22 protein-coding genes are annotated in these 23,707 nt (G+C 63.7%); 17 read left to right on the plus strand and 5 right to left on the minus strand.

Features of this window, described 5'->3' with window-relative positions; all coding sequences use genetic code 11:
- The first annotated feature begins 98 nt into the window (after positions 1-98).
- Genes FQU74_RS13600 through FQU74_RS13615 form a run of 4 tightly spaced genes read left to right on the plus strand, consistent with a single transcriptional unit; the run spans position 99 to position 6,784 of the window.
- Entirely contained in the window at positions 99-1,325 is a 1,227-nt protein-coding gene (locus FQU74_RS13600) for an MFS transporter (protein ID WP_206665031.1), read from the plus strand.
- Between the two features lie 28 nt (positions 1,326-1,353).
- A complete protein-coding gene (gene nirB, locus FQU74_RS13605; protein WP_146287018.1) occupies positions 1,354-3,792 on the plus strand; it encodes a nitrite reductase large subunit NirB in 2,439 nt (812 codons plus the stop codon).
- Entirely contained in the window at positions 3,789-4,124 is a 336-nt protein-coding gene (nirD, locus tag FQU74_RS13610) for a nitrite reductase small subunit NirD (RefSeq protein WP_146287019.1), read from the plus strand. Before nirB ends, nirD begins: the two co-directional genes overlap by 4 nt.
- Entirely contained in the window at positions 4,121-6,784 is a 2,664-nt protein-coding gene (locus FQU74_RS13615; protein ID WP_146287020.1) for a nitrate reductase, read from the plus strand. Before nirD ends, FQU74_RS13615 begins: the two co-directional genes overlap by 4 nt.
- A gap of 3 nt (positions 6,785-6,787) precedes the next feature.
- Here FQU74_RS13615 and FQU74_RS13620 read toward each other — a convergent pair whose 3' ends face one another.
- Positions 6,788-7,069, minus strand: coding sequence for an SCP2 sterol-binding domain-containing protein (locus FQU74_RS13620; RefSeq protein WP_146287021.1), 282 nt, complete (start codon positions 7,067-7,069; stop codon positions 6,788-6,790).
- Between the two features lie 119 nt (positions 7,070-7,188).
- Entirely contained in the window at positions 7,189-8,418 is a 1,230-nt protein-coding gene (locus tag FQU74_RS13625; RefSeq protein ID WP_146287022.1) for an argininosuccinate synthase, read from the minus strand.
- A 113-nt stretch (positions 8,419-8,531) separates the two neighbouring features.
- Here FQU74_RS13625 and FQU74_RS13630 point away from each other — a divergent pair, with 113 nt between their 5' ends.
- The 3 genes from FQU74_RS13630 to ilvA are packed head-to-tail and all read left to right on the plus strand — an operon-like array spanning position 8,532 to position 11,396.
- Positions 8,532-9,290, plus strand: a complete 759-nt coding sequence (locus FQU74_RS13630; RefSeq protein WP_206665033.1) for a hypothetical protein — start codon at positions 8,532-8,534, stop codon at positions 9,288-9,290.
- A gap of 30 nt (positions 9,291-9,320) precedes the next feature.
- Entirely contained in the window at positions 9,321-10,100 is a 780-nt protein-coding gene (locus FQU74_RS13635; RefSeq protein ID WP_158635593.1) for a hypothetical protein, read from the plus strand.
- Positions 10,101-10,136: 36 nt separating this feature from the next.
- Positions 10,137-11,396: a threonine ammonia-lyase IlvA gene (gene ilvA / locus FQU74_RS13640; RefSeq protein WP_146287025.1), complete on the plus strand. Its 1,260-nt coding sequence runs from the start codon at positions 10,137-10,139 to the stop codon at positions 11,394-11,396.
- Here the strand turns inward: ilvA and FQU74_RS13645 are convergent.
- Complete coding sequence (locus FQU74_RS13645) at positions 11,348-11,719, minus strand: Hpt domain-containing protein (RefSeq protein WP_146287026.1); 372 nt, start codon at positions 11,717-11,719, stop codon at positions 11,348-11,350. The two genes, ilvA and FQU74_RS13645, sit on opposite strands and share 49 nt — an antisense overlap.
- A gap of 161 nt (positions 11,720-11,880) precedes the next feature.
- On the opposite strand from FQU74_RS13645, the gene FQU74_RS13650 reads away from it, so the two are divergent.
- Positions 11,881-13,149, plus strand: coding sequence for a PP2C family protein-serine/threonine phosphatase (locus FQU74_RS13650; protein WP_146287027.1), 1,269 nt, complete (start codon positions 11,881-11,883; stop codon positions 13,147-13,149).
- On the opposite strand, the gene FQU74_RS13655 is transcribed toward FQU74_RS13650, so the two are convergent.
- Positions 13,137-13,583 (minus strand): NUDIX hydrolase, encoded by a 447-nt coding sequence (locus FQU74_RS13655; RefSeq protein ID WP_146287028.1) that lies wholly within the window; start codon positions 13,581-13,583, stop codon positions 13,137-13,139. The two genes, FQU74_RS13650 and FQU74_RS13655, sit on opposite strands and share 13 nt — an antisense overlap.
- Before the next feature lie 73 nt (positions 13,584-13,656).
- Between FQU74_RS13655 and hslO the strand changes: the two genes are divergently transcribed.
- The 7 genes from hslO to FQU74_RS13690 all read left to right on the plus strand — a co-directional run bounded on the left by hslO (position 13,657) and on the right by FQU74_RS13690 (position 21,971).
- A complete protein-coding gene (hslO, locus tag FQU74_RS13660) occupies positions 13,657-14,658 on the plus strand; it encodes an Hsp33 family molecular chaperone HslO (protein ID WP_146287029.1) in 1,002 nt (333 codons plus the stop codon).
- Positions 14,648-15,238, plus strand: a complete 591-nt coding sequence (locus FQU74_RS13665) for a CoA pyrophosphatase (protein ID WP_146287030.1) — start codon at positions 14,648-14,650, stop codon at positions 15,236-15,238. The genes hslO and FQU74_RS13665 overlap by 11 nt, the downstream gene beginning before the upstream one ends.
- Positions 15,235-16,377, plus strand: coding sequence for a CCA tRNA nucleotidyltransferase (locus tag FQU74_RS13670; RefSeq protein ID WP_146287031.1), 1,143 nt, complete (start codon positions 15,235-15,237; stop codon positions 16,375-16,377). The genes FQU74_RS13665 and FQU74_RS13670 overlap by 4 nt, the downstream gene beginning before the upstream one ends.
- A 67-nt stretch (positions 16,378-16,444) precedes the next feature.
- Positions 16,445-18,286, plus strand: a complete 1,842-nt coding sequence (locus FQU74_RS13675) for an ABC transporter ATP-binding protein (RefSeq protein WP_146287032.1) — start codon at positions 16,445-16,447, stop codon at positions 18,284-18,286.
- The gene (locus tag FQU74_RS13680; RefSeq protein WP_146287033.1) at positions 18,283-20,127 is read left to right on the plus strand and encodes an ABC transporter ATP-binding protein; all 1,845 of its coding nucleotides are present in this window, start codon (positions 18,283-18,285) and stop codon (positions 20,125-20,127) included. The genes FQU74_RS13675 and FQU74_RS13680 overlap by 4 nt, the downstream gene beginning before the upstream one ends.
- On the plus strand, positions 20,124-21,359 hold the full coding sequence (locus FQU74_RS13685) for a class I SAM-dependent RNA methyltransferase (RefSeq protein ID WP_146287034.1): 1,236 nt from the start codon (positions 20,124-20,126) through the stop codon (positions 21,357-21,359). The genes FQU74_RS13680 and FQU74_RS13685 overlap by 4 nt, the downstream gene beginning before the upstream one ends.
- Before the next feature lie 114 nt (positions 21,360-21,473).
- Complete coding sequence (locus tag FQU74_RS13690) at positions 21,474-21,971, plus strand: L,D-transpeptidase family protein (protein WP_146287035.1); 498 nt, start codon at positions 21,474-21,476, stop codon at positions 21,969-21,971.
- A 50-nt stretch (positions 21,972-22,021) separates the two neighbouring features.
- On the opposite strand, the gene dalA is transcribed toward FQU74_RS13690, so the two are convergent.
- On the minus strand, positions 22,022-22,630 hold the full coding sequence (gene dalA / locus FQU74_RS13695) for a divisome-associated lipoprotein DalA (RefSeq protein WP_146287036.1): 609 nt from the start codon (positions 22,628-22,630) through the stop codon (positions 22,022-22,024).
- Between the two features lie 165 nt (positions 22,631-22,795).
- Between dalA and FQU74_RS13700 the strand changes: the two genes are divergently transcribed.
- Both FQU74_RS13700 and FQU74_RS13705 read left to right on the plus strand, forming a co-directional pair.
- On the plus strand, positions 22,796-23,371 hold the full coding sequence (locus tag FQU74_RS13700) for a L,D-transpeptidase (protein WP_146287037.1): 576 nt from the start codon (positions 22,796-22,798) through the stop codon (positions 23,369-23,371).
- A gap of 147 nt (positions 23,372-23,518) precedes the next feature.
- Entirely contained in the window at positions 23,519-23,698 is a 180-nt protein-coding gene (locus FQU74_RS13705) for a hypothetical protein (RefSeq protein ID WP_146287038.1), read from the plus strand.
- Positions 23,699-23,707: the final 9 nt, after the last annotated feature.

The raw sequence follows: 23,707 nt of genomic DNA on the forward strand, positions 1-23,707 counted from the left end.
GCGAAGCCGCGGGAACCCGGAGCCTCGCGTTCCTGACAGCATCATCTGCCGAACGCGTTTCCCCATAGCACGCCCATAGCCCTGCCATTGGAGATACCATGTCCGCCGTACCAACCCCCGACTCTCGCACCGCCAATCGTGCGCTCGCCATGTCCACCATCGCCTTCACCACCTGTTTCGCGGTGTGGACCATCTTTTCCATCCTCGGCCTGAAGATCCGCGAGGATCTGGGCCTGACCGAGACCCAGTTCGGCCTGCTCGTCGGCATGCCGATCCTGACCGGATCGCTGATCCGTGTTCTGCTGGGCATCTGGACAGACCGTCTGGGTGGCCGCGTCGTCTATGTGGCGACCATGGTGGCGGCCGCCATCTCGACCTTCCTGCTGTCCTACGCCCAAACCTATACCCAGTTCCTGATTGCCGCCCTTGGGGTTGGCATTGCGGGCGGATCGTTCGCTGTCGGCGTGGCCTATGTCTCGCGCTTTTTCCCGGCCAGCCGGCAGGGCACGGCACTCGGCATCTTCGGCGTGGGCAACGTCGGCGCCGCCGTCACCAAGTTCGTGGCGCCCTTCGTGATGGTCGCCTTTGGCTGGCAGGCACTGGCTCAGACCTGGGCCGTGGCCCTGTTGCTGATTGCCGTCGCCTTCTGGTTCCTGACCGAGGATGATCCGGTCCACAAGGCGCGCGCCGCCGGCCAGGTGTCGAACCGCAGCTTCGCCGCCGAATTCGCGCCGCTGCGTGACCTGCGGGTCTGGCGCTTCGCCCTCTACTACTTCTTCGTCTTCGGTGCCTTTGTCGCGCTGTCTCTCTGGCTGCCGCGCTACCTGATCGGCGTCTATGGCTTTGACATCAAGACCGCCGGCATGATTGGCGCTGCCTACTCGATCCCCGGCTCGATCTTCCGCGCCTATGGCGGCGTACTTTCGGACAAGGTTGGTGCCCGCACCGTGATGTACTGGACCTTCGCGGTCTGCGCGGTGGCCACAGCCATCCTGTCGATCCCCTCGACCGAGATCATCACCCCCATCGTTTTCATCGGGGTGGCCTTCGTGCTCGGCTTCTTCATGAGCCTCGGCAAGGCGGCCGTCTACAAGCACATCCCGGTCTACTACCCGCAGAACGTGGGTGCGGTGGGCGGTCTCGTCGGCATGATCGGCGGGCTTGGCGGCTTTGTCCTGCCGCTGGCCTTTGGCTGGCTGAAGGACGCAACCGGCATGTGGTCGAGCTGCTTCATGGCGCTGTTCGTGATCGTCATTGTCTCGCTGGTCTGGATGCACCTGTCGGTTCGCCGCATGGCCGCGCAATCCACGATGCAGACGGCCTGACCCGTTCATCACCAGGAAAGTCCCGAAGATGAAAGAGAAACTCGTCGTCATTGGTGCTGGCATGGCCTCGGGCCGACTGCTGGAACACCTGTTCGAAATTGCGCCGGACCGGTTCGAGGTGACGCTGTTCAATGCCGAACCGCGCGGCAACTACAACCGGCTGATGCTGTCACCGGTGCTGTCGGGCGAAAAGACCTATGAACAGATCGTCACCCATGATGACGACTGGTACGCCGCACATGCCGTGGACTGCCGCTTCGGCGAGTCGATCGTCAAGATCGACCGCTCAAACCGGATCGTCTTTTCCAACCATGGCGGCGTGCCTTACAACAAGCTGGTGATCGCCACCGGATCGGCCCCCTTCATCATCCCGGTTGCCGGAAAAGAGCTGCCGGGCGTGGTGACCTACCGCGATCTGGAAGACACCAACGCCATGATCGAGGCCGGTGTGGCGGGCCAGAATGCCGTCGTGATCGGCGGCGGCCTTCTGGGGCTTGAGGCCGCGGCCGGAATGGCTGCGCGTGGGGCCAAGGTCACGGTGATCCATCTTATGGGTCACCTGATGGAACGCCAGCTTGACCCCTCGGCCGGCTATCTTCTGCAGCGCGATCTGGAAAAGCGCGGGATCACCGTGCATTGCAAGGGCGCAACAAAGGCGATCCTCGGCAAGGAACGGGTTGAGGCGGTGCTACTGGACGACGGCACGATCTACCCGGCCGATCTGGTCTGCATGGCCGTGGGTATCCGCCCGGAAACCCGCATCGCCACCGATGCCCGGCTCGAGGTCAATCGCGGCATCGTTGTCGATGATGCGATGCGCACCTCGGACCCGAACATATTCTCGCTGGGCGAATGTGTCGAACACGACAGCCAGCTCTTCGGCCTGGTTGCACCGCTCTATGATCAGGCCAAGATCCTTGCCAAAACCCTTCTGGGCGAGGAGGCCGTGTTCCGCCCAGTACAGACAGCAACCAAGCTCAAGGTTACCGGTTGCGATCTTTTCAGTGCGGGCGATTTCGCCGACGCGCCAGATCGCGAGGACATTGTCTTTCGCGATCCGGGGCGCGGCCAGTACAAGCGCATCGTCCTGAAGGACGACCGCATCATTGGCGTCGTCATGTATGGCGATACTGCCGACGGCAACTGGTTCTACGGCCTGATGAAGGACCAAACCGACGTGTCGGAAATGCGCGACACGCTCATCTTTGGCCCGGCATTCCAGGGGGGCCAAAAGCTGGACCCTATGGCGGCCGTTGCAGCATTGCCGCCTGAGGCGGAGATTTGCGGCTGCAACGGCGTCTGCAAGGGCAAGATCGTGGATGCAGTTCTGGGTGGTGCCACGACACTCGATCTGGTGCGCGCGCAGACCAAGGCATCCAGCAGCTGCGGCACCTGCACAGGGCTGGTCGAGCAGGTGATGAAAGCCACGCTGGGCGATGGCTTTGTGATGGCCAAGCCGCAGGGCATGTGCAAATGCACCGATCACAGCCATGAGGACGTCCGGCGCCTGATCAAGGCCATGGGGCTGAAATCCATTCCTGCGGTTCAGCAGGAACTGGGATGGACGTCGGTCGGCGGCTGCTATTCCTGCCGCCCTGCGCTGAACTACTATCTGCTGGCGGAATGGCCGCTGGAATATAAGGATGATCGGCAGTCGCGCTTCGTGAACGAACGCAACCACGCGAATATCCAGAAGGATGGCACCTATTCGGTTGTCCCGCGCATGTGGGGCGGCGTGACAACCCCGGCCGAGTTGCGTGCCATTGCGGATGCGGCCGAGAAGTACAATGTGCCCATGGTCAAGGTGACCGGCGGGCAGCGCATCGATCTTCTGGGCGTCCGAAAGGAAGACCTGCCGCAAATGTGGGCCGATCTGAACGAGGCTGGCCTCGTCTCGGGCCACGCCTATTCCAAGGGGCTGCGCACGGTAAAGACCTGTGTCGGCGCGCAGTTCTGCCGCTTTGGCACGCAGGATTCGACCGGTCTGGGCATCCGTCTTGAAAAGCTTCTCTGGGGGTCATGGACGCCCCACAAGGTGAAGCTGGGCATCTCCGGTTGTCCGCGCAATTGCGCCGAGGCCACCTGCAAGGATGTGGGCGTGATCTGCGTCGATAGCGGCTATCAGATCAGTGTCGCTGGCGCCGCTGGCATGGAGCTGAAGGAAACCGAGCATCTCGCCTCCACAGCCTCCGAGGATGAGGCGGTCGAGATCATCACCGCCTTTGTCCAGCTTTACCGCGAACACGCGCGCTATCTCGACCGCCCCTACAAATGGGTTGCCAAGGCCGGCCTCGACTGGGTGAAGGCGCAGGTGGTTGACGATCTGGAAAACCGCAAGGCGTTGGTCGAGCGGTTCGAGATCAGCCAGTCGGTCTATCGCACCGATCCCTGGGCCGAACACGCCGCACCTGATGAGCGCGCAAAATGGGCGCCGCTTGCCGATCTTACGCTGGAGGCAGCAGAATGACCCTGTTCATCGACATCGGCGCATTGGAGGACATCCCCGTCCAGGGCGCCCGCGTGGTCAAGACGGTCGAGGGCTGCGTCGCGATCTTTCGCACCTCGGATGACCGTATCTTCGCGCTTGAGGATCGCTGCCCCCACAAGGGCGGCCCGCTCTCCGAAGGCATCGTGCATGGTGACCGCGTGACATGCCCCCTGCACAACTGGGTCTTCGACATGAACTCGGGTGAGGCGCAGGGCGCGGATAAGGGCATGGTGCGCACCTTTGCCGCCAAGGTCGAGGCTGGCCGCGTCTTCCTCGATGCAGCCCTTCTGAAACGGCGGAGCGCGGCATGACAGATGCCGCCCCGATCCGCGCGGGTCGCGCCCTGCCCGCCGCCGGTACGGCGGTGCGCACCACCTGCGCCTATTGCGGCGTCGGCTGCGGTGTGCTGGCCACGCCTGATGGACAGGGCGGCCTTGCCATCGCAGGCGACCCGGATCACCCGGCGAGCTTTGGCAGGCTCTGCGTCAAGGGCTCGGCGCTTGGTGAGACGGTGCGTCTGGATGGCCGCCTGCTGGCGCCGCGCATCAATGGGCGTGATACGGGTTGGGATGCGGCGCTGGATCTCGTGGCGCGGCGTTTTTCGGACACCATCGCCGCGCATGGGCCGGATTCTGTGGCCTTCTACGTCTCGGGCCAGTTGCTGACCGAAGACTACTACGTGGCCAACAAGCTGATAAAAGGCTTCATCGGATCGGCCAATATCGACACGAATTCAAGGCTGTGCATGGCTTCTTCGGTTGCCGGCCACCGCCGCGCCTTTGGTACTGACACGGTGCCGGGGCTTTATGAGGACATGGAAGAGGCCGATCTGGTGGTGCTGGTGGGGTCGAACCTTGCCTGGTGCCACCCGGTGCTGTTCCAGCGTCTGGCGGCCGCGAAGGAGGCGCGGCCCCAGATGCGCATTATCGTGGTGGACCCGCGCCGCACGGCCACCTGCGATATTGCCGATCTGCACCTTGCGCTGGCGCCGGGGTCGGATGCGGTGCTTTTCAATCGTCTTCTGGTCGAGATTGCGCGGCGCGATGCGCTGGATGCCGGCTTCCTTGAACACGTCAACGGTTTCGATGCGGCGTATCAGGCCGCCTGCGCCAGCGATCCGGATCAGCTTGGCCTGTCCGAAGCCGATCTCGGGCGGTTTCTCAACCTGTGGATCGGTTCGGAAAAGGTCGTGACCGTCTATTCGCAGGGCATCAACCAGTCCGACAGCGGCAGCGACAAGGTAAACGCAATCCTCAACTGCCATCTGGCGACGGGGCGCATCGGGCGCCCCGGCATGGGGCCGTTCAGCGTGACGGGCCAGCCCAATGCCATGGGCGGGCGCGAGGTTGGCGGGCTTGCCAACATGCTGGCCTGCCATCTGGATATCGAAAACCCCATGCATCGTGATGCGGTGCAAGGCTTCTGGGCGGCGCCCACCATGGCCCCGAAGCCGGGGCTGAAGGCCGTCGATCTGTTCCGCGCGGTCGAAGAGGGCCGCATCAAGGCGCTGTGGATCATGTGCACCAACCCCGCCGTCTCGATGCCCGAGGCCGACCGCGTCGCCCGCGCCATCGCGGGCTGCGACTTTGTCGTGGTCTCTGACATGATGGCGGAAACTGATACGACGCGCCTTGCCCATGTGTTGCTGCCTGCGACCGGATGGGGTGAGAAGGACGGCACCGTCACCAACTCCGAGCGCCGCATCAGCCGGCAGCGGCGCACGATGCCGCCCGCCGGACAGGCGCGCGACGACTGGCGCATCATCGCCGAGGTTGGGCGTCGGATGGGCTGGCGCGATGCCTTCACCTGGCAGTCGGCGGCCGAGGTCTTTGCTGAACATGCGGCGCTTTCGGGGGTTGCGGGTGATCTGGGTAGCGACTTCGATATTTCGGCCTATTCGGCCATAACAGAGACTGATTACGCCGCACTCGACCCATTTCTCTGGCCGCAGTCTGCCCGGAAAAACGGCGGCAGGTTCTTTGCTGACGGGCGCTTTCACACGCCCGACGGCAAGGCGCGGATGATCGCCGTGACCCCGCGCGCACCGCAGTCCGTGACGCCTGACCACCCGTTCCGGCTGAACACTGGCCGGGTGCGCGATCACTGGCACACGATGACCCGCACGGGCCTTTCGCCACGCCTCGCCCGCCACATGGCCGAGCCCTATCTTGAACTGCACCCTGCCGACGCCCGACGCCTTGGGTTACAACCTGCAAGTCTGGCCGAGGTGGAAAGCCCGCATGGGCGTGCCATCCTGCGTGTGCTGGTGACGGATCGCGTGGCCGAAGGTCACCCCTTCGCCCCGATTCACTGGACGGGAGAGACCGCGCCTTCTGGCCGTGTGGATGTGCTGGTGCCGGGGCTGGTTGATCCGGTATCGGGGCAGCCAGCGTCGAAATCCGCCCCGGTTGCGGTGCGGCCTTTCTGTGCAGCGTGGTACGGTTATGCCATTGCCGCGCGAGAGTTCCGGCCCGATTGCGACTACTGGGCGCGCGCGACGCTGCCCGATGGTGTGCAGGTCGAACTGGCGGGCGCCGCCGTGCCCGAAGACTGGGCGGCCTATGGTGCTGCCATGTTCGGTCTGGAGGTGGAGCCCATCGTGATGCGTGACCGCAAGCGCGGCCTGACGCGGCTTGCCTTCATTCAGGACGGGCGGCTGGTTGCAGCCCTGTTCGTGGGGCCCGATCCGGTGGCGGTAGCGCGCGCGCATGTCGCGGGGCTCCTCGGTGCCCCGGCCGATCCCGGTGTGCTGGCGGGCCAACCCGGTGCCGACCGGCCCGATCAGGGGGCAACCGTATGTGCCTGCTTTGGCGTGGGTGTGAACACCATCGCCCGCGCCATTGCCGAACAAGGTCTGGTCACGGTCGAAGGCATCGGCGCGGCACTACGCGCCGGAACCAACTGCGGATCCTGCCGGCCCGAGATCGGTGCGTTGATCCGGCTGCACATGCCGCGCTGCGCGGCCGAGTAGGCGTCAGCCCAGAAGTTTCGCAAGCCCCATGGCCACTGCGGGGTTGCCCGACAGCTTGAGCTTGCCGGTGGCCAGCGCCATCATCGGGTTCAGCTTGCCCTTCAGAAGACTGGTCAGATTGTCCCGGCTTAAGGTCAGGGTGCAATCGGTTTCGCGGTCAGTGGTGCTGGCGGTGCCATCGGCCAGAACAATGACCCCGTCCGATCCGCAGTCGAACTTGAGGCTACCCGAAAAGCTGCGCGTCTCCAGCGCCTTGCGAATGTCTGCCGCGATCTGTTCCATCATGCACCTCCATGGACAGGGGCAGACAGCCAGAAACCGGCCCGCCCCGCAACAGAAGCGTCGCGTCACGAAAAGGGCCGCGCCCAAAAGCGCGGCCCCGATCCATTGCGATAGGTCGATGCTTACTTCTTGGCCACACGTGCGTTGCGCGTGGCAATCAGCTTCAGGCGCAGCGCGTTCAGGCGGATGAAGCCCGCGGCATCTTTCTGGTCATAGGCACCGGCGTCTTCTTCGAAGGTCACATGCTTTTCACTGTAGAGCGAATGGTCGGACCAGCGGCCGACGCAGGTGACCGAGCCCTTGTAGAGCTTCAGCCGCACCGTGCCGGTGACGTGCTCTTGCGATTTGTCGATCAGCGCCTGCAGCATTTCGCGCTCGGGGCTGAACCAGAAGCCATTGTAGATCAGTTCCGCATAGCGCGGCATGATCGAATCCTTCAGGTGGCCTGCGCCCGCATCCAGCGTGATTTGTTCGATGCCGCGGTGTGCCTCAAGCAGGATGGTGCCGCCGGGGGTTTCATAGATCCCGCGCGACTTCATGCCGACAAAGCGGTTTTCCACGAAATCGAGCCGCCCGATCCCATGCTTGCCACCAAACTCGTTCAGCTGGGTCAGGATCGTCGCGGGCGACATCGCCTGCCCGTTGATCGCAACCGCATCGCCCTTTTCGAAGGTCACCTCGATGAATTCGGGCGTGTTGGGCGCATCCTCGGGGTTCACGGTGCGCTGATAGACATAGTCGGGCGCGGCCTCGGCCGGGTTTTCCAGCGCCTTGCCCTCGCTGCTGGTGTGCAGCAGGTTGGCGTCAACCGAGAACGGCGCCTCGCCGCGCTTGTCCTTGGCAATCGGGATCTGGTTCGTCTCGGCAAACTCGATCAGCTTGGTACGCGAGGTCAGGTCCCATTCCCGCCAGGGAGCGATCACCTTGATCGAGGGGTCAAGCGCATAGGCCGACAGCTCAAACCGGACCTGATCGTTGCCCTTGCCGGTCGCGCCATGGGCCACGGCATCGGCGCCATGGCGATGCGCGATCTCGACCAGATGCTTGGAAATCAGCGGACGCGCGATCGAGGTGCCCAGAAGATAGAGCCCTTCATAGACCGCATTGGCGCGGAACATCGGGAAGACGAAGTCGCGCACGAATTCCTCGCGCACGTCGACGATATGGATATTCTCGGGCTTGATGCCCAGAAGCTCGGCCTTGGCGCGCGCGGGCTCCAGCTCTTCGCCCTGCCCCAGATCGGCGGTGAAGGTGATCACCTCGCAGCCGTATTCGGTTTGAAGCCATTTCAGGATGATCGAGGTATCAAGGCCGCCGGAATAGGCGAGCACGACTTTCTTGGGCTTGGACATGGGGCGCTCCAATCGGTTTTGCCCGCGATTAAAGGGAAAACGCCGCTTGCGCAAGCCGCGCAGCCCGAGGTTGACAGCGGCCCGGCGGTCTGCCTTCTGTGCGGTAGCGATCCATGGAGATGAAGATGAAGGCCTGGGCCATATTCGTGCACTCGATCCGGCAGGTTTTTGGCAATCTGCCCGAGGCCCTGCAGATATCCGGCCTGATCTATCTGGCCCAGATGGCGATTGCCATCGCACTCGGGGTCACGACCACCGCGATGGAGGCCACGACCGAGCCGACGGGCGCAGAGGCGACAAAGGTGACAATCGCCATGATGGCGATGCTGATCGCGCTGATGTGGATCGCCGTAGCCTGGCACCGCTTCGTTCTGTTGAACGAACGCCCGGCCGGCTATCTGCCGCAGTTCTCGTTGCAACGGCTGGGCCGCTATGCCGGTCGGTCGATCCTGATCGCGCTTCTGTCGCTGCTGATCGGGATGGTATTGTGGCTGGCGTTCGGCACGCTGTTCGTCGGGCTTTTCGGTCTGACCTGGCTGACCGAGCTTCTGATCGTTATCTGCGTCATCGTGCCGGTCCTGACCTTTCTCTACCGCCTTAGCACAATCCTTCCGGGAGTGGCGGTTGATCGCGATCTGGGCTTCGCCGATGGCTGGGTCGCAACGACCGGCGAGACGCCGACGATCCTGATCCTTGCGTTCCTGTCGGGGGTGGCAGCCATTGTGCTGGGCAGCCCGCTTGCCCTGCTGCCCGAGGGATCGATCCTGTCGCTATTGTGGCAGGTGATCAGTGGCTGGGTGCAGATGATGATCAGCGCCTCGATCCTGACCACGCTCTATGGCCACTACATCGAAAAGCGCGCACTTCTCTAGGTTGACAAATCGCAGGCCCACATCACCAATGTGGATAAGTCACAGGTGATGGAGGTGCGGGTGAAGGGCTGGAAAATTCTTGAGGCGTCGATCAGGCTGCTGATGAACAACATTGGTGCGGCCTTCAGGGTTTCGGTAGTTCCGGGACTCATGATCTTGGCCTTGAGCATTGCCCTCATCGCTGGCGTCTATGCCCTGACAGGCGGGACCCCCGAACCTGTTGCAGAACCGGGCGTCGTGCCAGTAGCTTTGGTTGTATTCGTGATCTATGCGGCGCTTTTTGCCAGTGTCGCGGTCAGTTGGCACCGCCACGTTCTGCTGGCCGAGCCAGTGGGCTGGCTTCCCGCGCTGCGGAGGAGGCGGATCGGGGCATACGCCCTGCGCGTGATCCTGTTGGTTGTTCTGCTGTTGGCGATCGGATTTCTCGTCATGACCCCAATTTTCCTTATAACCGGCGCTAGTGACGGCGCAGGGGTTCTGACAGTGATCCTGGGATTGGTGGCTTTGTTGTTCCTCAACATCGCGGCCTGGCGGTTTTCGACCGCGCTGCCGGGCGCAGCACTTGATCGTGGCGAAGGATTTGGCGCCGCCTGGACAGCAACGCAGGGCGAATGGCCTGCCATGCTTATCCTCGTCGTCGGTTTCGGCCTGATCTCGTTCCTGTGTGGACTTATCGGCGGGCTGCTGGCCATCGTGCCTGTGCTCGGCATGATTGCGAATCTGGCAATCAACTGGTTCCTCGGCATGCTGGGCCTGTCGATTCTGACCACGCTTTACGGCCATTACATCGAGAAGCGTCCGCTGGTCTGATCTTGCCAATTCCGCCGATGCGGGTCTAATCGGCGCATGACCGATCTGATCCAATCCGCCAGCCAGACCAGCGACGCCTTGCGTGCGCTGTTCGAGCCGACCCCCCTGCAGCGCAACGACCATCTCTCGACCCGTCTGGGCGCAGAGATCTGGCTGAAGCGCGAGGACCTGACGCCCGTGCGCAGCTACAAGCTGCGCGGCGCCTTCAACGCAATGCGCAAGGTTCTGGCCAACAGCCCTGCGCAGGGCCATTTCGTCTGTGCAAGCGCGGGCAACCATGCGCAGGGCGTGGCCTATGCCTGTCGGCACTTCGGCGTGAAGGGCACGATCTTCATGCCGGTCACCACCCCGCAGCAGAAGATCGACAAGACCCGCACCTTTGGCGGCGCCGCAATCGAGATCGTGCTGACGGGCGACTATTTCGACCAGACGCTTGCCGCGAGCCAAACCTATTGCCGCGATCAGGGTGCGCATTTCCTGTCGCCCTTCGATGATCTGGACGTGATCGAGGGGCAGGCGAGCGTCGGGGTCGAGTTGCTTGCACAGTTGCGCGATCTGGCTGGATGCGCGCCCGATATGGTCATCCTTCCCGTGGGCGGCGGCGGCCTTGCCTCGGGCGTCACCGGTTATCTGCGGGCGGTGTCACCGGCGACAGATTTCCGCTTCGTCGAGCCGCTTGGCGGGGCAAGCCTGACGGCCGCGCTGCAGGCAGGCGCGCCGACCACCCTGCCCCGCATCAACAGCTTTGTCGATGGTGCCGCCGTTGCCCGACTGGGTGCGCTGACCTATGACCGGCTGAAATGGGCGCAGCCCGATCAGGTGCTGCTCGCGCCCGAAGACCGGATCTGCGTCACCATGCTGGAGATGCTGAACGTCGAGGGTATCGTGCTTGAGCCTGCGGGGGCCATGTCGGTCGATGTACTGCCGGTGCTGGCCGACCAGATCCGCGGCAAGACGGTGGTCTGTATTACCTCGGGTGGTAACTTTGATTTTGAGCGCCTGCCCGAAGTGAAAGAGCGGGCGCAGCGCTATTCGGGTCTGAAGAAATATTTCATCCTGCGTATGCCGCAGCGCCCCGGCGCATTGCGCGAGTTTCTGTCGATGCTTGGCGCGGATGACGACATCAGCCGGTTCGAATATCTGAAGAAATCGGCGCGCAACTTCGGTTCGGTCCTGATCGGTATCGAGACGAAGCGCGCAGAGAACTTTGCCGATCTGACGCGCCGGATGGATGAGGCAGGCTTTGCCTATCGCGACATCACCGGCGACGAGGCCTTGGCCGAGTTCCTGATCTGACGCTCTTGCGTCGCCAGGCCGGCGCAAAACTGGATGCGTGACTGATCGTGGCAGGCGAGAAGATTGTCGAGATCGACGAGCGGTGCCTGCCCCGATGTGCAGGCCCGCTCACCCTCGTGGCAGAGTTGCGCAAGACCGCTAAGCCCAATGTTCAGCGCGCTGCCCTTCAGGAAATGCAGGTCATGCGCCAGACGCGTCCGGTCGCCCAATCGCAGGCGGGCGATCACCTCGTCGGCCTCTTCGAGAAACAGAACGATCACTTCGGCGAAATCATCCTCGCCGATTTCGGATCGCAGTTCAGCGACACGCGTCCAGTCGATCATGGATTACCCCCTTCAGACCACCCGGAGCCAGTCTCGCTGCCGCAGGTTAACAGCCGGTTGCGCCAGCCCGCCTCTGGCCCGCCCCGACGCGTGGCATTTTAGGCTTCACTTTCCCTTAAGACCGCCCGGTCAGTCTGCATCCCGGACGTATCGAGGATGTCATGACCCATCACCGCCCGAACATCGCAGGCCCGATCGCCGCGTGCCGCGTGGCACATCCAAGGCGTGTGCTCGTGGTCGATGACAGTCGTGCGCAACGCCACATCCTTGCGCTGATGCTGCGTCGCTGGGGGTATGATGTGACCGAGGCGGGCTCGGCCGAACAGGCGCTCCGCCAGTGTGCCGATACGATCTTTGATATCGTCCTTTCGGGCTGGGTCATGCCGGGGATGACCGGGCTTGAATTCTGTCGTGCCTTCCGCGCCCTGCCCCATGATCATTACGGCTATTTTGTCCTTCTGACCTCGAAATCCGAAAAGACCGAGATTGCGGACGGGCTCGACGGTGGCGCGGATGACTTTCTGATCAAGCCTGTCAGCCCCGACGAATTGCGCGCCCGCCTGCGCGCGGGGGAACGCATCCTGGGCATGCAGCGCGAGCTGATCGAGAAGAACCGGCTGATCGGCGACACGCTGAACGAGTTGCGCCATCTGTATGATTCGCTCGACCGCGACCTGATCGAGGCGCGCAAGCTTCAGCAGACACTGATGCGGGAAAGGGTCCGCGATTTCGGCCGGGCCAGCGCCACCATCCTGATGCGCCCGTCGGGGCATGTCGGGGGGGACCTGGCGGGGTTTTTCGAGATCAGCGCGCGCCGGATTGCGGTGTTCTCCATCGATGTCTCAGGCCATGGCGTGGCCTCGGCCATGATGACGGCGCGTCTGGCCGGGATGCTGTCGGGCGCGCTGCCCGACCAGAACATCGCGCTGACCGGCGGGGTTGACGGCAATCGCGGCGCCTGGCCACCCGAGATGGTGGCGTGGCGCTTCAACCGGCTGATGCTCGATGACATGCAGGTCGACCAATACTTCACCATGGCTTATGCCGAAATCGATTTGCAGACGGGCAAGACGATGCTGGTGCAGGCCGGGCATCCGCATCCCGTGCTTATGCGCCGTGACGGGCGCGTCGAGCCCGTTGGCAATGGCGGGATGCCCATTGGCTTGATCCCGGGCGTGACGTTCGAGCGGGTCGAGTTGCAACTGCACCCCGGAGACCGGCTGTTTCTGGTCTCGGACGGTGTGACCGAATGCCCAGATGCGCAGGATCAGGAACTGGGCGCCGAGGGGTTGAATGATTTCCTGCGCGCAAATGCGGATCTGGAGCCTGCGGCACTTCTCGATGCGCTGGTCTGGCATCTGTCGGCACGGACCGACACGCCGGATTTCCCGGACGATGTCTCAGGCGTTCTGCTGCACTATCGCGGCTGAACCAGCGCGCGTGCCAGAAAAGCACGGTCGCCGGCATTTCCCAACAGGTCCAGCGCCTCGATTGCCGGCAACCAGATCGCGCTGTGGCCTGCTTCGGTCGGGGGGCCGATGGGGCGGACGGGGCGCGCAAGGTAAATCGTGCACAGCTTTTCGGCCCAGAACTCGTATTCCGGCATATAGCAGAACCGCCGGAACGCACCCAGACGGCGGGTCACGCGGATCGACCAGCCGGTCTCCTCCATAACCTCGCGGTGCAGGGCGGCGATGGGTTGCTCACCCCGGTCGATGCCGCCTCCGGGAAGCTGGAATTCGGGCTTCGGCGCGTCTTGAAACGTGGTCAGGATCTGGTCGCCCTCAAGCAGCACAGCATAGACGCCGGGGCGCCGTCTGTAGCTTTGGGCGGTTTTCACCGCTTCACCATATCGCCGGATCATGCCATTGGGTCCTGAACTTGCCGTGCCTATATGATCGCGGTATGCCAAGACTGGCGCATTCAGGAAACCCCCAATGACTATCGGAACACAGATCGCATGGGACGATACGGTCCTGCCATTTCAACTTGATCACTCGGATATCCGCGGCCGGGTCGCCCGGCTGGACGGTGTGCTGGATCAGGTGCTCAAGCAGCATGCCTATCCGCCACAGATCGAGGCGCTGGTGTGCGAGGCGGCGCTGCTGACCGCGCTGATCGGGCAGACGATCAAGCTGCGCTGGCGGCTTTCGCTGCAGATCCGTGGCACCGGCGCGGTCAAGATGATCGCGACCGACTACTATGGCCCCACCGATGACGGGCAGGCCGCACGCATCCGCGCCTATGCCCATTTCGAGGAAGATCAACTCGACACGGCCGAAAAGCCCTTTGACCTTCTGGGCGAGGGTTACTTCGTGATTGTGATCGATCAGGGGCAGGGCATGGTTCCCTATCAGGGGATCACGCCGCTGACGGGGGACTCGATTTCTGCCTGTGCAGAGACATATTTTGCCCAATCGGAACAGCTGCCCACGCGCTTTGCCCTGACCTATGGCCGCAGCCAGCTGCCGGGCTCCAACCCGCATTGGCGGGCCGGTGGCGTCATGATCCAGCACATGCCCAAGGCCTCGCCCTTCGTGGCGGGCGAGGGCGGCTCGGGCGAGGGTGGGCTGCTCAAGGCCTCTGACATCGTGCAGGGCGAAGAGGGCGAGAACTGGAACCGCGTGAACCTGCTGCTCGACACGGTCGAGGAGATCGAGTTGATCGGCCCTTCGGTCGCGCCGACTGACCTTCTGGTGCGGCTCTTCCATGAGGAAGGCCCGCGGGTCTTCGATGCGCAGCCCGTGCGCTTTGGCTGCTCATGTTCGGCCGACAAGGTGCGCAATGCGATGTCGATCTACTCGGCGAAGGACCTGCGCCACATGACCACGCCCGAGGGGATTGTCACCGCCGACTGCCAGTTCTGCGGTGCGCATTATGAGTTTGATCCGGCAACGCTAGGGTTTGAGGCCGAAAAGGCGCGGAAGGATGAAGCTTGATCAGTGGCGGGCGGCGCTTGAACGGGTGGCGCCCGAAAGTTCGGACTATGATCTGAATCCGGGAACCGTGCTGCCGCCGGGGCGTGTTCTGCGCCCGGCCGCAGTGCTGGTGGCGATCTGCGAAGGTGCGGCAGGTCCGTCGGTGCTGCTCACCAAGCGCGCCTCCGGCCTGCAGCACCATCCGGGGCAGATCGCCTTTCCGGGCGGCAAGATAGATGCGGGCGATGCCTCGGCCGAGGCGGCAGCCCTGCGTGAGGCGCGCGAGGAGGTGGGGCTTGACCCTGCCATCGTGCAGATCCTTGGCCGGCTGCCAGCCCATGAAACCGTCACCGGATACAGTGCCATCCCGGTTCTGGCCCATGTCACCCGATCCTTCACCCCGATCGCCGAGGCCGGCGAGGTAGACGAGGTGTTCCATGTGCCACTTGCGCATCTGGCCGACCTCTCGCGCTACCGGGTTGAACGGCGCATGTGGCGCGGAGACTGGCGGCGCTACTATGCGGTGCCGTGGGGCCCCTATTACATCTGGGGGGCGACGGCCCGAATGCTGCGCGGTCTGGCAGAGAGGTTGCAGCCATGAGGGTGAGTGGAGACTGGATCGACAACCCCGCGACGCAGGCCGTGTGCCACGCGATTGAGTGCGCGGGTCATCAGGCGCTGTTCGTGGGCGGCTGCGTGCGCAACGCGCTGCTGGATCGTCCGGTCTCCGACATCGACATCGCCACAGACGCCGATCCTCATTCAGTCTCTGATATTGCCGAAAGGGCCGGATTCAAGGTCGCACCCACGGGGATCGACCACGGAACCGTGACGGTGATTGCGCAAGGTATCCCGCATGAGGTCACGACCTTCCGTCAGGACATCGAAACCGATGGGCGCCGCGCGGTGGTCGCCTATTCGCCGCATATCGAGGATGACGCTGCCCGTCGTGATTTCACGATGAATGCGCTTTACGCCCGACGCGACGGGACGGTCATCGATCCGCTGGGTGGCCTGCCTGATCTGCTGGCGCGGCGCTTGCGCTTTGTGGGCGATGCCGATGCGCGCATCCGTGAGGATTATCTGCGCATTCTGCGGTTCTTCCGGTTCCATGCCATCTATGGCGACCCTGAAGGTGGGATCGACGCCGAAGGGCTGGCGGCTTGCGCGCGCCATGCTCCGGCCATTTCCGGCCTCTCGGCCGAGCGGATCGGCGCCGAGATGCGCAAGCTTCTGGCGGCGGAGGATCCCGCGCCCTCGGTTGCCGCGATGGAGCGGGCAGGGGTGTTGGCCCAGGTCCTTCCCAGTGGAGACGCGCGCTTCCTTGCTGTGCTGGTGCATCTTGAGGGCGGCCTGCCGCCCCGGTGGCTCCGCCGACTCGCCGTTCTGGGGGGCGAGGATGTGACGGATCGCTGGCGCCTGTCGCGGGCGGAATCCCGTGATTTGAGCCATATCAGAGACGCTTTGGGCGCGATGTCTACGCCCGCAGTTCTTGGATACCGGCTGGGCGCCACACTGGCCGGCGATACGATTCTTGCCCGCGCTGCACTGTTCGGAACCGCTCCGCCCGACGATTGGACCGCAGAGATCGCCCGTGGTGCATCCACCGCATTTCCCGTGAAGCCCGCCGATCTGATGCCCGCGTTGCAAGGCGCCGCCCTTGGTACACGGCTGAAAGAGCTTGAGGCGCAGTGGCTGCAATCCGACCTGCGGCTGCCGCGTGAGGCGCTTCTCGGCTGAGCGCAGGTTTTCCTTCCGGTCAAATCAAGCTATATCAGGCCTCCGACCGTTGTGAGGCGCCTTTCCCATGTTCCGGTTCTTTGAAGGGCTTGTCGACCCTTATCAGCCCTATGTGCATTCCGACACGCCACCGCGAAAGCTCTGGCCGTTTCTGGCTGAATATATCCGGCCGTTCCGCAAGGTCTTTGCGGCAACGGCGGTGCTGTCTGTCATCGCAGCAGCGATCGATGTGGCGCTGATCTGGTATGTCGGGCGCTTGGTTGATCAACTGACACAGGGCACGCCCGCGCAGGTCTGGGCCGCGCATGGGTTCGAGATCGTGGCAGTCGCCCTGGCGGTTCTGATGCTGCGCCCGCTGCTGCTGGTGTCGAACGTGGCGCTTTTGCACAACACGATTCTGCCGAACTTTGGAACCATGATCCGCTACCGCGCGCATGATCATGTTCTGCGTCAGCCGGTTGGCTGGTTCGAAAGCGACTTTGCGGGTCGCATCGCCAATCGGGTAATGCAGACCCCGCCTGCGGCCGGGGATGCGGTGTTCCAGACCTTTGACGCCATGGCCTTTGCCAGCGTCACCATCGTGGGCGCGGGGATCATGCTTGCCGGGGCTGATCCGCGACTTCTGCTGCCACTGCTGGTGTGGTTTGCGCTCTACGCGGCCCTTGTCCAGTGGACACTCCGGCGCGCGGGCCCAGCCTCCAAGGCCAGTTCGGATGCACGCTCGGCAGTCACAGGGCGCGTCGTCGATGCCTATACCAACATCCATTCGGTCAAGATGTTTGCCCATCACGGGCTGGAAATGCGCCACGCGACCGAGGCGATCGAAGAGGCGCGTCGCAAGTTCCAGTTCGAGATGCGCATCGTGACGCGGATGGATCTTGCGCTGACGGTGCTGAACGGGTTCCTGATTGTCTCGGTCACCGGCTGGGCCTTGCTTCTGTGGTATCAGGGGCAGGCGAGCATCGGCACGGTCGCGGCTGCAACGGCGCTGGTGCTGCGGCTGAACAGCATGACCTACTGGATCATGTGGGCCACCACCTCGCTGGTGCAGGCGCTTGGCATCGTGCAGGAGGGGATGGAGACGATCACCCAGCCCATCGGCCTGACCGATGCGCAGGACGCGCGGCCCCTGCAACTCACCAAGGGTGAGATCGTGCTCGACCATGTGTCGCATCATTATGGTCGCGGCACGGGCGGTCTGCGCGACGTCAGTCTGACGATCCGGCCCGGTGAACGCATCGGGCTGGTGGGGCGGTCGGGCGCGGGCAAGTCCACCCTCGTCAAGCTGATGCTGCGGTTTTACGACTGCGAGGGCGGTCGCGTGCTGATCGACGGTCAGGACATCGCCCATGTGACGCAGGACAGCTTGCGCCAGAACATCGGGATGGTGCAGCAGGACAGCTCGCTTCTGCACCGCTCGGTGCGCGACAACATCCTCTATGGCCGCCCCGACGCGACCGAAGAGGAGATGATCGCCGCCGCCAAACGGGCCGAGGCGCACGAGTTCATCCTGACGCTGGAAGACCCCGAGGGCCGCCGTGGCTATGATGCCCATGTGGGGGAGCGGGGGGTCAAGCTTTCCGGCGGGCAGCGCCAGCGCGTTGGGCTTGCACGGGTCATCCTGAAGGATGCGCCGATCCTGATCCTGGACGAGGCGACAAGTGCGCTCGACAGCGAGGTGGAGGCCGCGATTCAGGAGGCGCTTTATGGTGTGATGCAGGGCAAGACCGTGATCGCCATCGCGCACCGGCTGTCAACCATCGCCGCGATGGACCGCATCGTGGTGCTGGAGGATGGCAGCGTCGCCGAGGTGGGCAGCCATGCCGAACTGCTGGCCAAGGGCGGGCTTTATGCACGGTTCTGGGCGCGGCAATCCGGTGGCTTCATCGGCACGGAGGATGCGGCATGAGGCCCCTTCGCGCGCTCGGCACGGTGATTGATGCTTTTCGCCCCGCGGATGGCCCACCTCCGCAGACGCTTGGCGCGTTCATCCGCTGGAGCCTGTCAGGCGCCTGGCCACCCTTGATGCTCGCGGCCGTGATCGGCGCGCTGGCCGGCACGATGGAGGTGATCTCGGCGCTTCTTCTGGGCTGGACCATTGACGCAGCGCTTGCCAGCGGGCCCGAGCGGGTGCTGGCCGACCATGCACCGCTGCTGATCGGGTCGGTCGCCTTCTTCCTGATCCTGCGTCCACTGGCCTTTGGCATCTTCTCGGCCTCGAACTCGGTCCTTGTCGGGCCGAACGTGCTGCCATTGGTCCTGAGCCGCCTGCATCGCTGGACGATGGGGCAGGATGTCACCTTCTTTGACAATGATTTCGCCGGTCGGATCGCGCAAAAGCAGATGCAGGCCGCCCGCGCGATGACCGATGTTGCCTCCGAGAGCATCAATACCGTCTGTTTCTCGCTCGCCTCGGTGATCGGCTCGGCGTTCTTTCTGCTGACGGTCGACTGGGCGATTGCCGTCGGTCTGTTGCTGTGGCTGGTGATCTATCTTGCGACGATCCGGTTCTTCCTGCCGCGGGTGAAGAAGAACTCGTCCGCGCGCGCAGCGGCTCGGGCGATGGTGACCGGGCAGGTGGTTGACACGATCACCAACATCAAGACCGTCAAGCTGTTCGCCCACGCCAGCTTCGAGGACCGCGTCGCGCTGAAAAGCATGGATCTGTTCCGCGAGCGCAGTCTCGATTTCGGCATCATCTCGACCCAGTTCCGGCTGGCGCTGACGGCGCTGGCCGGTGTGCTTCCGGTCATGCTGATCGGGGGGGCATTGATGTTGTGGCGGCAGGGCGCGGCCACCCCCGGCGACATCGCCACCGCTGGCGCCGTCGCGATGCGGATCACGCAAATGACCGGCTGGGTCAGCTTTGCGCTGATGTCGGTCTATTCCAACGTGGGCGAGATCGAGGACGGGATGCGCACGCTGGCCGGCCCCCACCGCCTGACCGATGCACCCGATGCCATCGATCTGCCCAAGGTTTACGGAGATGTCCGGTTCAACGATGCGGGCTTTGCTTATGGCCGGCGTCGCGGCGGGATCGATGGCGTCACGCTGCATATCAAACCGGGGGAGCGCATCGGGATTGTCGGTGCTTCGGGTGCAGGCAAGTCAACGCTCGTTTCCCTGCTTTTGCGTCTCTATGATTGCGAAAAAGGCGCAGTTCTGGTCGATGGGCATGACGTGCGCGCGGTGACGCAAGAGAGCCTGCGCAGCCAGATCGGCATGGTCACGCAGGAAACCGCGATGTTCAACCGCTCGGCCCGCGACAACATCGGCTACGGCCGCCCGGATGCGTCAGAGGACGAGATCATCGCCGCCGCCAAGGCCGCCGAGGCGCATGACTTTATCCTGCATATGGAGGATCATCAGGGTCGCAAGGGCTATGACGCGCATCTGGGCGAACGGGGGGTCAAGCTTTCCGGGGGCCAGCGCCAGCGCATCGCGCTTGCCCGCGCCTTCCTGAAGGACGCGCCCATCCTTGTTCTGGACGAGGCGACAAGCGCGCTCGACAGCGAGGTGGAGGCAAGCATTCAGGAGGCGCTGAACCGCGTGATGAAGGGCAAGACCGTGCTCGCCATCGCGCACCGTCTGTCCACCATTGCCGAAATGGACCGGATCGTCGTGCTCGATGAGGGCCGGATCGTCGAAGAGGGCAGCCATGAGGCGCTTTTGGCCAAAGGGGGGCTTTACGCGCGCTACTGGAACCGGCAATCCGGGGGCTTCATCGTCACCGAAGAGGCAGCGGAATGAAACTGACCATCGCACGGCTTGGGCATCTTGGCGACGGCATCGCCGAGGGGCCGGAAGGTCCGGTCTATGTGCCGGGCATGCTGCCGGGCGAAGAGGTTGAGGGAGAGTTGCAGGGGACATCGCTTGCGGGCGCACGGATCCTCACACCCTCGACCGACCGGGTCAAACCGCCGTGCCCACATGCCCGCAGTTGCGGTGGCTGCCTGATGCAGCACGCGCGGGACGGGTTCGTGGCCGACTGGAAACAGGGGATCGTGCGCGGCGCCTTGGCGGGGCAGGGGTTGGAGGCACCGATGCGACCGATCCTGACCTCGCCGCCGCGTTCGCGCCGCCGGGCGACGCTGGCGGCGCGCCGCACAAAAGGTGGCACGCTGATCGGCTTTCATGCCCGCAACTCTGATACGATCATCCCGGTGCCGAACTGCCAGCTTCTGCACCCGGACCTGATGGCCGCGGTTCCGGCACTGGAGGCGCTGGTCATGGCGGGTGGATCGCGCACCGCCGAACTGGCGCTGACCATCACCCGCACGCTGGCCGGGCCGGATGTCCTGGTGAAGGGCGGCAAGGCGCTGGACGGCGAACTGCGCCTTGCTCTTGCGCGGGTCGCCGAAGCGCACGGCCTGTCACGCCTGTCCTGGACGGACGAGCGTGGCGAGGTCGAGGTGGTTGCCCTGCGCGCGGCGCCGATGCAGCGGATGGGGCGGGCGCTGGTCGCCCCACCACCCGGGGCCTTCCTGCAAGCCACCGCCGAGGGCGAGGGCGCGCTCCTCGATTGTGTGCGAGAGGTCGTGGGCCGCGCGCAGAAGGTCACAGACCTGTTCGCAGGCGCCGGAACCTTTGCCTTGCCCTTGTCGGAACAGGCCGATGTCCATGCGGTTGAAGGCGATGCCGCGATGATGGCCGCGCTCGACAAGGGCTGGCGCATGGTGGGGGGCCTGCACCGGGTCACCTGCGAGACGCGCGATCTGTTCCGTCGCCCGCTGGAGCCGGACGAGTTCCGCCATGTCGATGCCGTGGTGATCGACCCGCCCCGCGCCGGGGCAGAGGCACAGGTGGCAACGCTGGCGCGCAGCGCCGTTCCGGTGATCGCCATGGTTTCCTGCAACCCCGTGACCTTTGCCCGCGATGCGCGTGTGCTGGTGCAGGCGGGCTACAGGCTGGACTGGGTTCAGGCGGTCGATCAGTTCCGCTGGTCGGCCCATGTGGAGCTTGCCGCAAGGTTTAGCCGCTAAGCGCACGATTCCGTGAAGTTGCTGTGCCTTTGCGGCACTATCCACGCTTTGCAGGTCGTGCAAAAATCGATAAGGGGGCAGGAAAAACCACGAGCAGAAAAAGACGGTCGTTCCATGAAGTTCATCCGCATTCTATTGATGTTGACACTGGCGGTCGGCATCGCCGCCTGCGGCAACAGCAAGTTCAGAAAATACAACGGACCAGAGGTCACGCAGATTCAGGTCCATAAGGCGGACCGCAAGATGTACCTCATCCACAAGACCGAGGTGCTGAAGGAATATGACATCTCGCTGGGCTTCAACCCCGTCGGGCACAAGCAGTTCGAGGGTGACGGCAAGACGCCCGAGGGGCTGTACTTCATCAGCCACCACAACCCGCGCAGCCGCTATCACCTGTCGGTCGGGATCTCTTATCCCAACGAGAATGATCTGACCTATGCGCTGGAACAGGGCAAGGATCCCGGCGGAGATATCATGATCCACGGACGCACGAATTATGATTCGCGTCACAAGGGAGACTGGACTGCCGGCTGTATCGCCATCGAGGATGACGACATGGAGGAGGTCTATTCGATGTTGCGAAAGAACACACCGATTTACATCTTCCCGTAAGAAAAAAGGCGCCCCTCGGGGCGCCTTTTTTGTTTCCGGCGCGGCTTTCCTTACTGCGTTGGCAGTGCGGTCGCGCCGTCCATCTCGGTGTTGACCGAGCGACCGAGCGCTGTCGACGTCACATTGGCAACGGGCGGGCGGGTCGAATCCCCCGTCAGAAGCGTCCACCACAGCTTGCCCGCAGGCTCCTGATACCAGCCGATGCCCATCTCGTTGGCGCTGGCATCCATCAACACGGCAAGCGTATCGGGCTGCGCTGTCCAGTCGGACAGAACCTCCAGTTCCGACTGATAGGTCTCGGCAATCAGCTCACCCTGCAGGTGACCCTGATAGCCTGCGCGCTGCGCCCGGACCGGCGGGGACGAGCCATCCGAGCCAAAGTGCCACGGACGGTTCTGTGCCGACATATTGCGCGAATGGGCCACGGCGGCATCGCTCAGGGCGCTGTTCAGCTGCAGTTGCTGCACACCCCTTGCTGCCCGCAATGTGTTGACCGAATCCACCACACGGTAGGGTATCTCTTTGATATCGGCCTTGGACATCTTGTAGACCTGCGGCAGGGGGCGCCCGTCGGGCCCGACTTGCGGCCCCTTGGCGGCGGGCGAACACGCCGACAGCAGAGCCGCTGCGCAGACAGCAAGAACCGTGAATTTCGTCATCTCTCATCACACCGATGGCTTTGGATTGCCCGTGTCTTTAGCCAATCGGCTGGCAAGGTTCAAACGCAACTCTGCACAAATCCGCTTGTTGACAGGTGTTTGAATTGCGAATGTGCGCGGCTGCGGCTAAAAACCGCTCAATTCGCAAGATCAGGAGTCCGCTTCATGTCCGCAGATAGCTCGTTCAAGCCAAGCCGCCGCGCCGTTCTGGGGGGGGCTGCTGCCATGCTGGGCACCGCGGTCGCCGCACCGGTTCTGGCGCAGACGGAAAGCTCGATTGTGGCCAATATCTCCAGCTTCCGCATGCTGGACTGGCAACCCTATTTCCCGACGCTGGAAAATGGCGCGATCCTTGTCGATACGGTGTCGCGGGCGCTGCACTACTGGTCGCCCGACCAGGTGACCTACAAGCTCTATCCGACTTCGGTGCCGGTTTCGCCGGAACTGACGCGCCTGGGCCGCACGACAATCATCAAGAAGGATCCCGCCCCGTCCTGGCGCCCGACGCCCTCGATGCGCGAGCGCAACCCTGACTGGCCGGAATACATTCCTCCGGGCCCGGATTGCCCGCTGGGCACCCGTGCGATGTGGCTGTCTTGGGAATATTACCGCATCCACGGCACCCACGACACCCGCAAGATCGGGCGGAAATCCTCGAACGGCTGCATTGGCATGTTCAACGAGCACGTCGAAGAGCTGTATGACTACGTCCAGATCGGCGCGCAGGTGTTGCTGATTTGACGACCGGTCAGGCTGTCCAGGTAGTGCACATGCGCCCCACGTTGCCTGCTGTCTGACGTAGCAATAGACAACAGGAACGAGGATCAGTCTTGGGGACCCGCCGGTCACGCAAAGTGGGCCGGCAGGGCATACTGGAGGTTACCACACATGAAGAAATTCGCGCTCGCAGCCGCGCTCACGCTGGCCGCCTCTACCGCTTTTGCCGGCGGCATGGTTGAGCCGGTCATGGAGCCGGAAGTCGTTGAACAGGCGACGTCGTCTTCGGCCGGCGGCGTCATCGTTCCGCTGATGCTGCTGCTTGTCGTGGCTGCGGCGGCTGCCAGCTGAGATCCGCCA

This window comes from Gemmobacter aquaticus (assembly GCF_007859075.1).
Taxonomy (GTDB): Bacteria; Pseudomonadota; Alphaproteobacteria; order Rhodobacterales; family Rhodobacteraceae; genus Gemmobacter; species Gemmobacter aquaticus.

Bases quoted from the DNA above. Each gene is read 5' to 3' on its own strand.
- FQU74_RS13600 (WP_206665031.1), top strand. From the start codon at position 99: ATGTCCGCCGTACCAACCCCCGACTCTCGCACCGCCAATCGTGCGCTC.
- nirB (WP_146287018.1), top strand. From the start codon at position 1,354: ATGAAAGAGAAACTCGTCGTCATTGGTGCTGGCATGGCCTCGGGCCGA.
- nirD (WP_146287019.1), top strand. From the start codon at position 3,789: ATGACCCTGTTCATCGACATCGGCGCATTGGAGGACATCCCCGTCCAG.
- FQU74_RS13615 (WP_146287020.1), top strand. From the start codon at position 4,121: ATGACAGATGCCGCCCCGATCCGCGCGGGTCGCGCCCTGCCCGCCGCC.
- FQU74_RS13620 (WP_146287021.1), bottom strand. From the start codon at position 7,069: ATGATGGAACAGATCGCGGCAGACATTCGCAAGGCGCTGGAGACGCGC.
- FQU74_RS13625 (WP_146287022.1), bottom strand. From the start codon at position 8,418: ATGTCCAAGCCCAAGAAAGTCGTGCTCGCCTATTCCGGCGGCCTTGAT.
- FQU74_RS13630 (WP_206665033.1), top strand. From the start codon at position 8,532: ATGGAGATGAAGATGAAGGCCTGGGCCATATTCGTGCACTCGATCCGG.
- ilvA (WP_146287025.1), top strand. From the start codon at position 10,137: ATGACCGATCTGATCCAATCCGCCAGCCAGACCAGCGACGCCTTGCGT.
- FQU74_RS13645 (WP_146287026.1), bottom strand. From the start codon at position 11,719: ATGATCGACTGGACGCGTGTCGCTGAACTGCGATCCGAAATCGGCGAG.
- FQU74_RS13650 (WP_146287027.1), top strand. From the start codon at position 11,881: ATGACCCATCACCGCCCGAACATCGCAGGCCCGATCGCCGCGTGCCGC.
- FQU74_RS13655 (WP_146287028.1), bottom strand. From the start codon at position 13,583: ATGATCCGGCGATATGGTGAAGCGGTGAAAACCGCCCAAAGCTACAGA.
- hslO (WP_146287029.1), top strand. From the start codon at position 13,657: ATGACTATCGGAACACAGATCGCATGGGACGATACGGTCCTGCCATTT.
- FQU74_RS13665 (WP_146287030.1), top strand. From the start codon at position 14,648: ATGAAGCTTGATCAGTGGCGGGCGGCGCTTGAACGGGTGGCGCCCGAA.
- FQU74_RS13670 (WP_146287031.1), top strand. From the start codon at position 15,235: ATGAGGGTGAGTGGAGACTGGATCGACAACCCCGCGACGCAGGCCGTG.
- FQU74_RS13675 (WP_146287032.1), top strand. From the start codon at position 16,445: ATGTTCCGGTTCTTTGAAGGGCTTGTCGACCCTTATCAGCCCTATGTG.
- FQU74_RS13680 (WP_146287033.1), top strand. From the start codon at position 18,283: ATGAGGCCCCTTCGCGCGCTCGGCACGGTGATTGATGCTTTTCGCCCC.
- FQU74_RS13685 (WP_146287034.1), top strand. From the start codon at position 20,124: ATGAAACTGACCATCGCACGGCTTGGGCATCTTGGCGACGGCATCGCC.
- FQU74_RS13690 (WP_146287035.1), top strand. From the start codon at position 21,474: ATGAAGTTCATCCGCATTCTATTGATGTTGACACTGGCGGTCGGCATC.
- dalA (WP_146287036.1), bottom strand. From the start codon at position 22,630: ATGACGAAATTCACGGTTCTTGCTGTCTGCGCAGCGGCTCTGCTGTCG.
- FQU74_RS13700 (WP_146287037.1), top strand. From the start codon at position 22,796: ATGTCCGCAGATAGCTCGTTCAAGCCAAGCCGCCGCGCCGTTCTGGGG.
- FQU74_RS13705 (WP_146287038.1), top strand. From the start codon at position 23,519: ATGAAGAAATTCGCGCTCGCAGCCGCGCTCACGCTGGCCGCCTCTACC.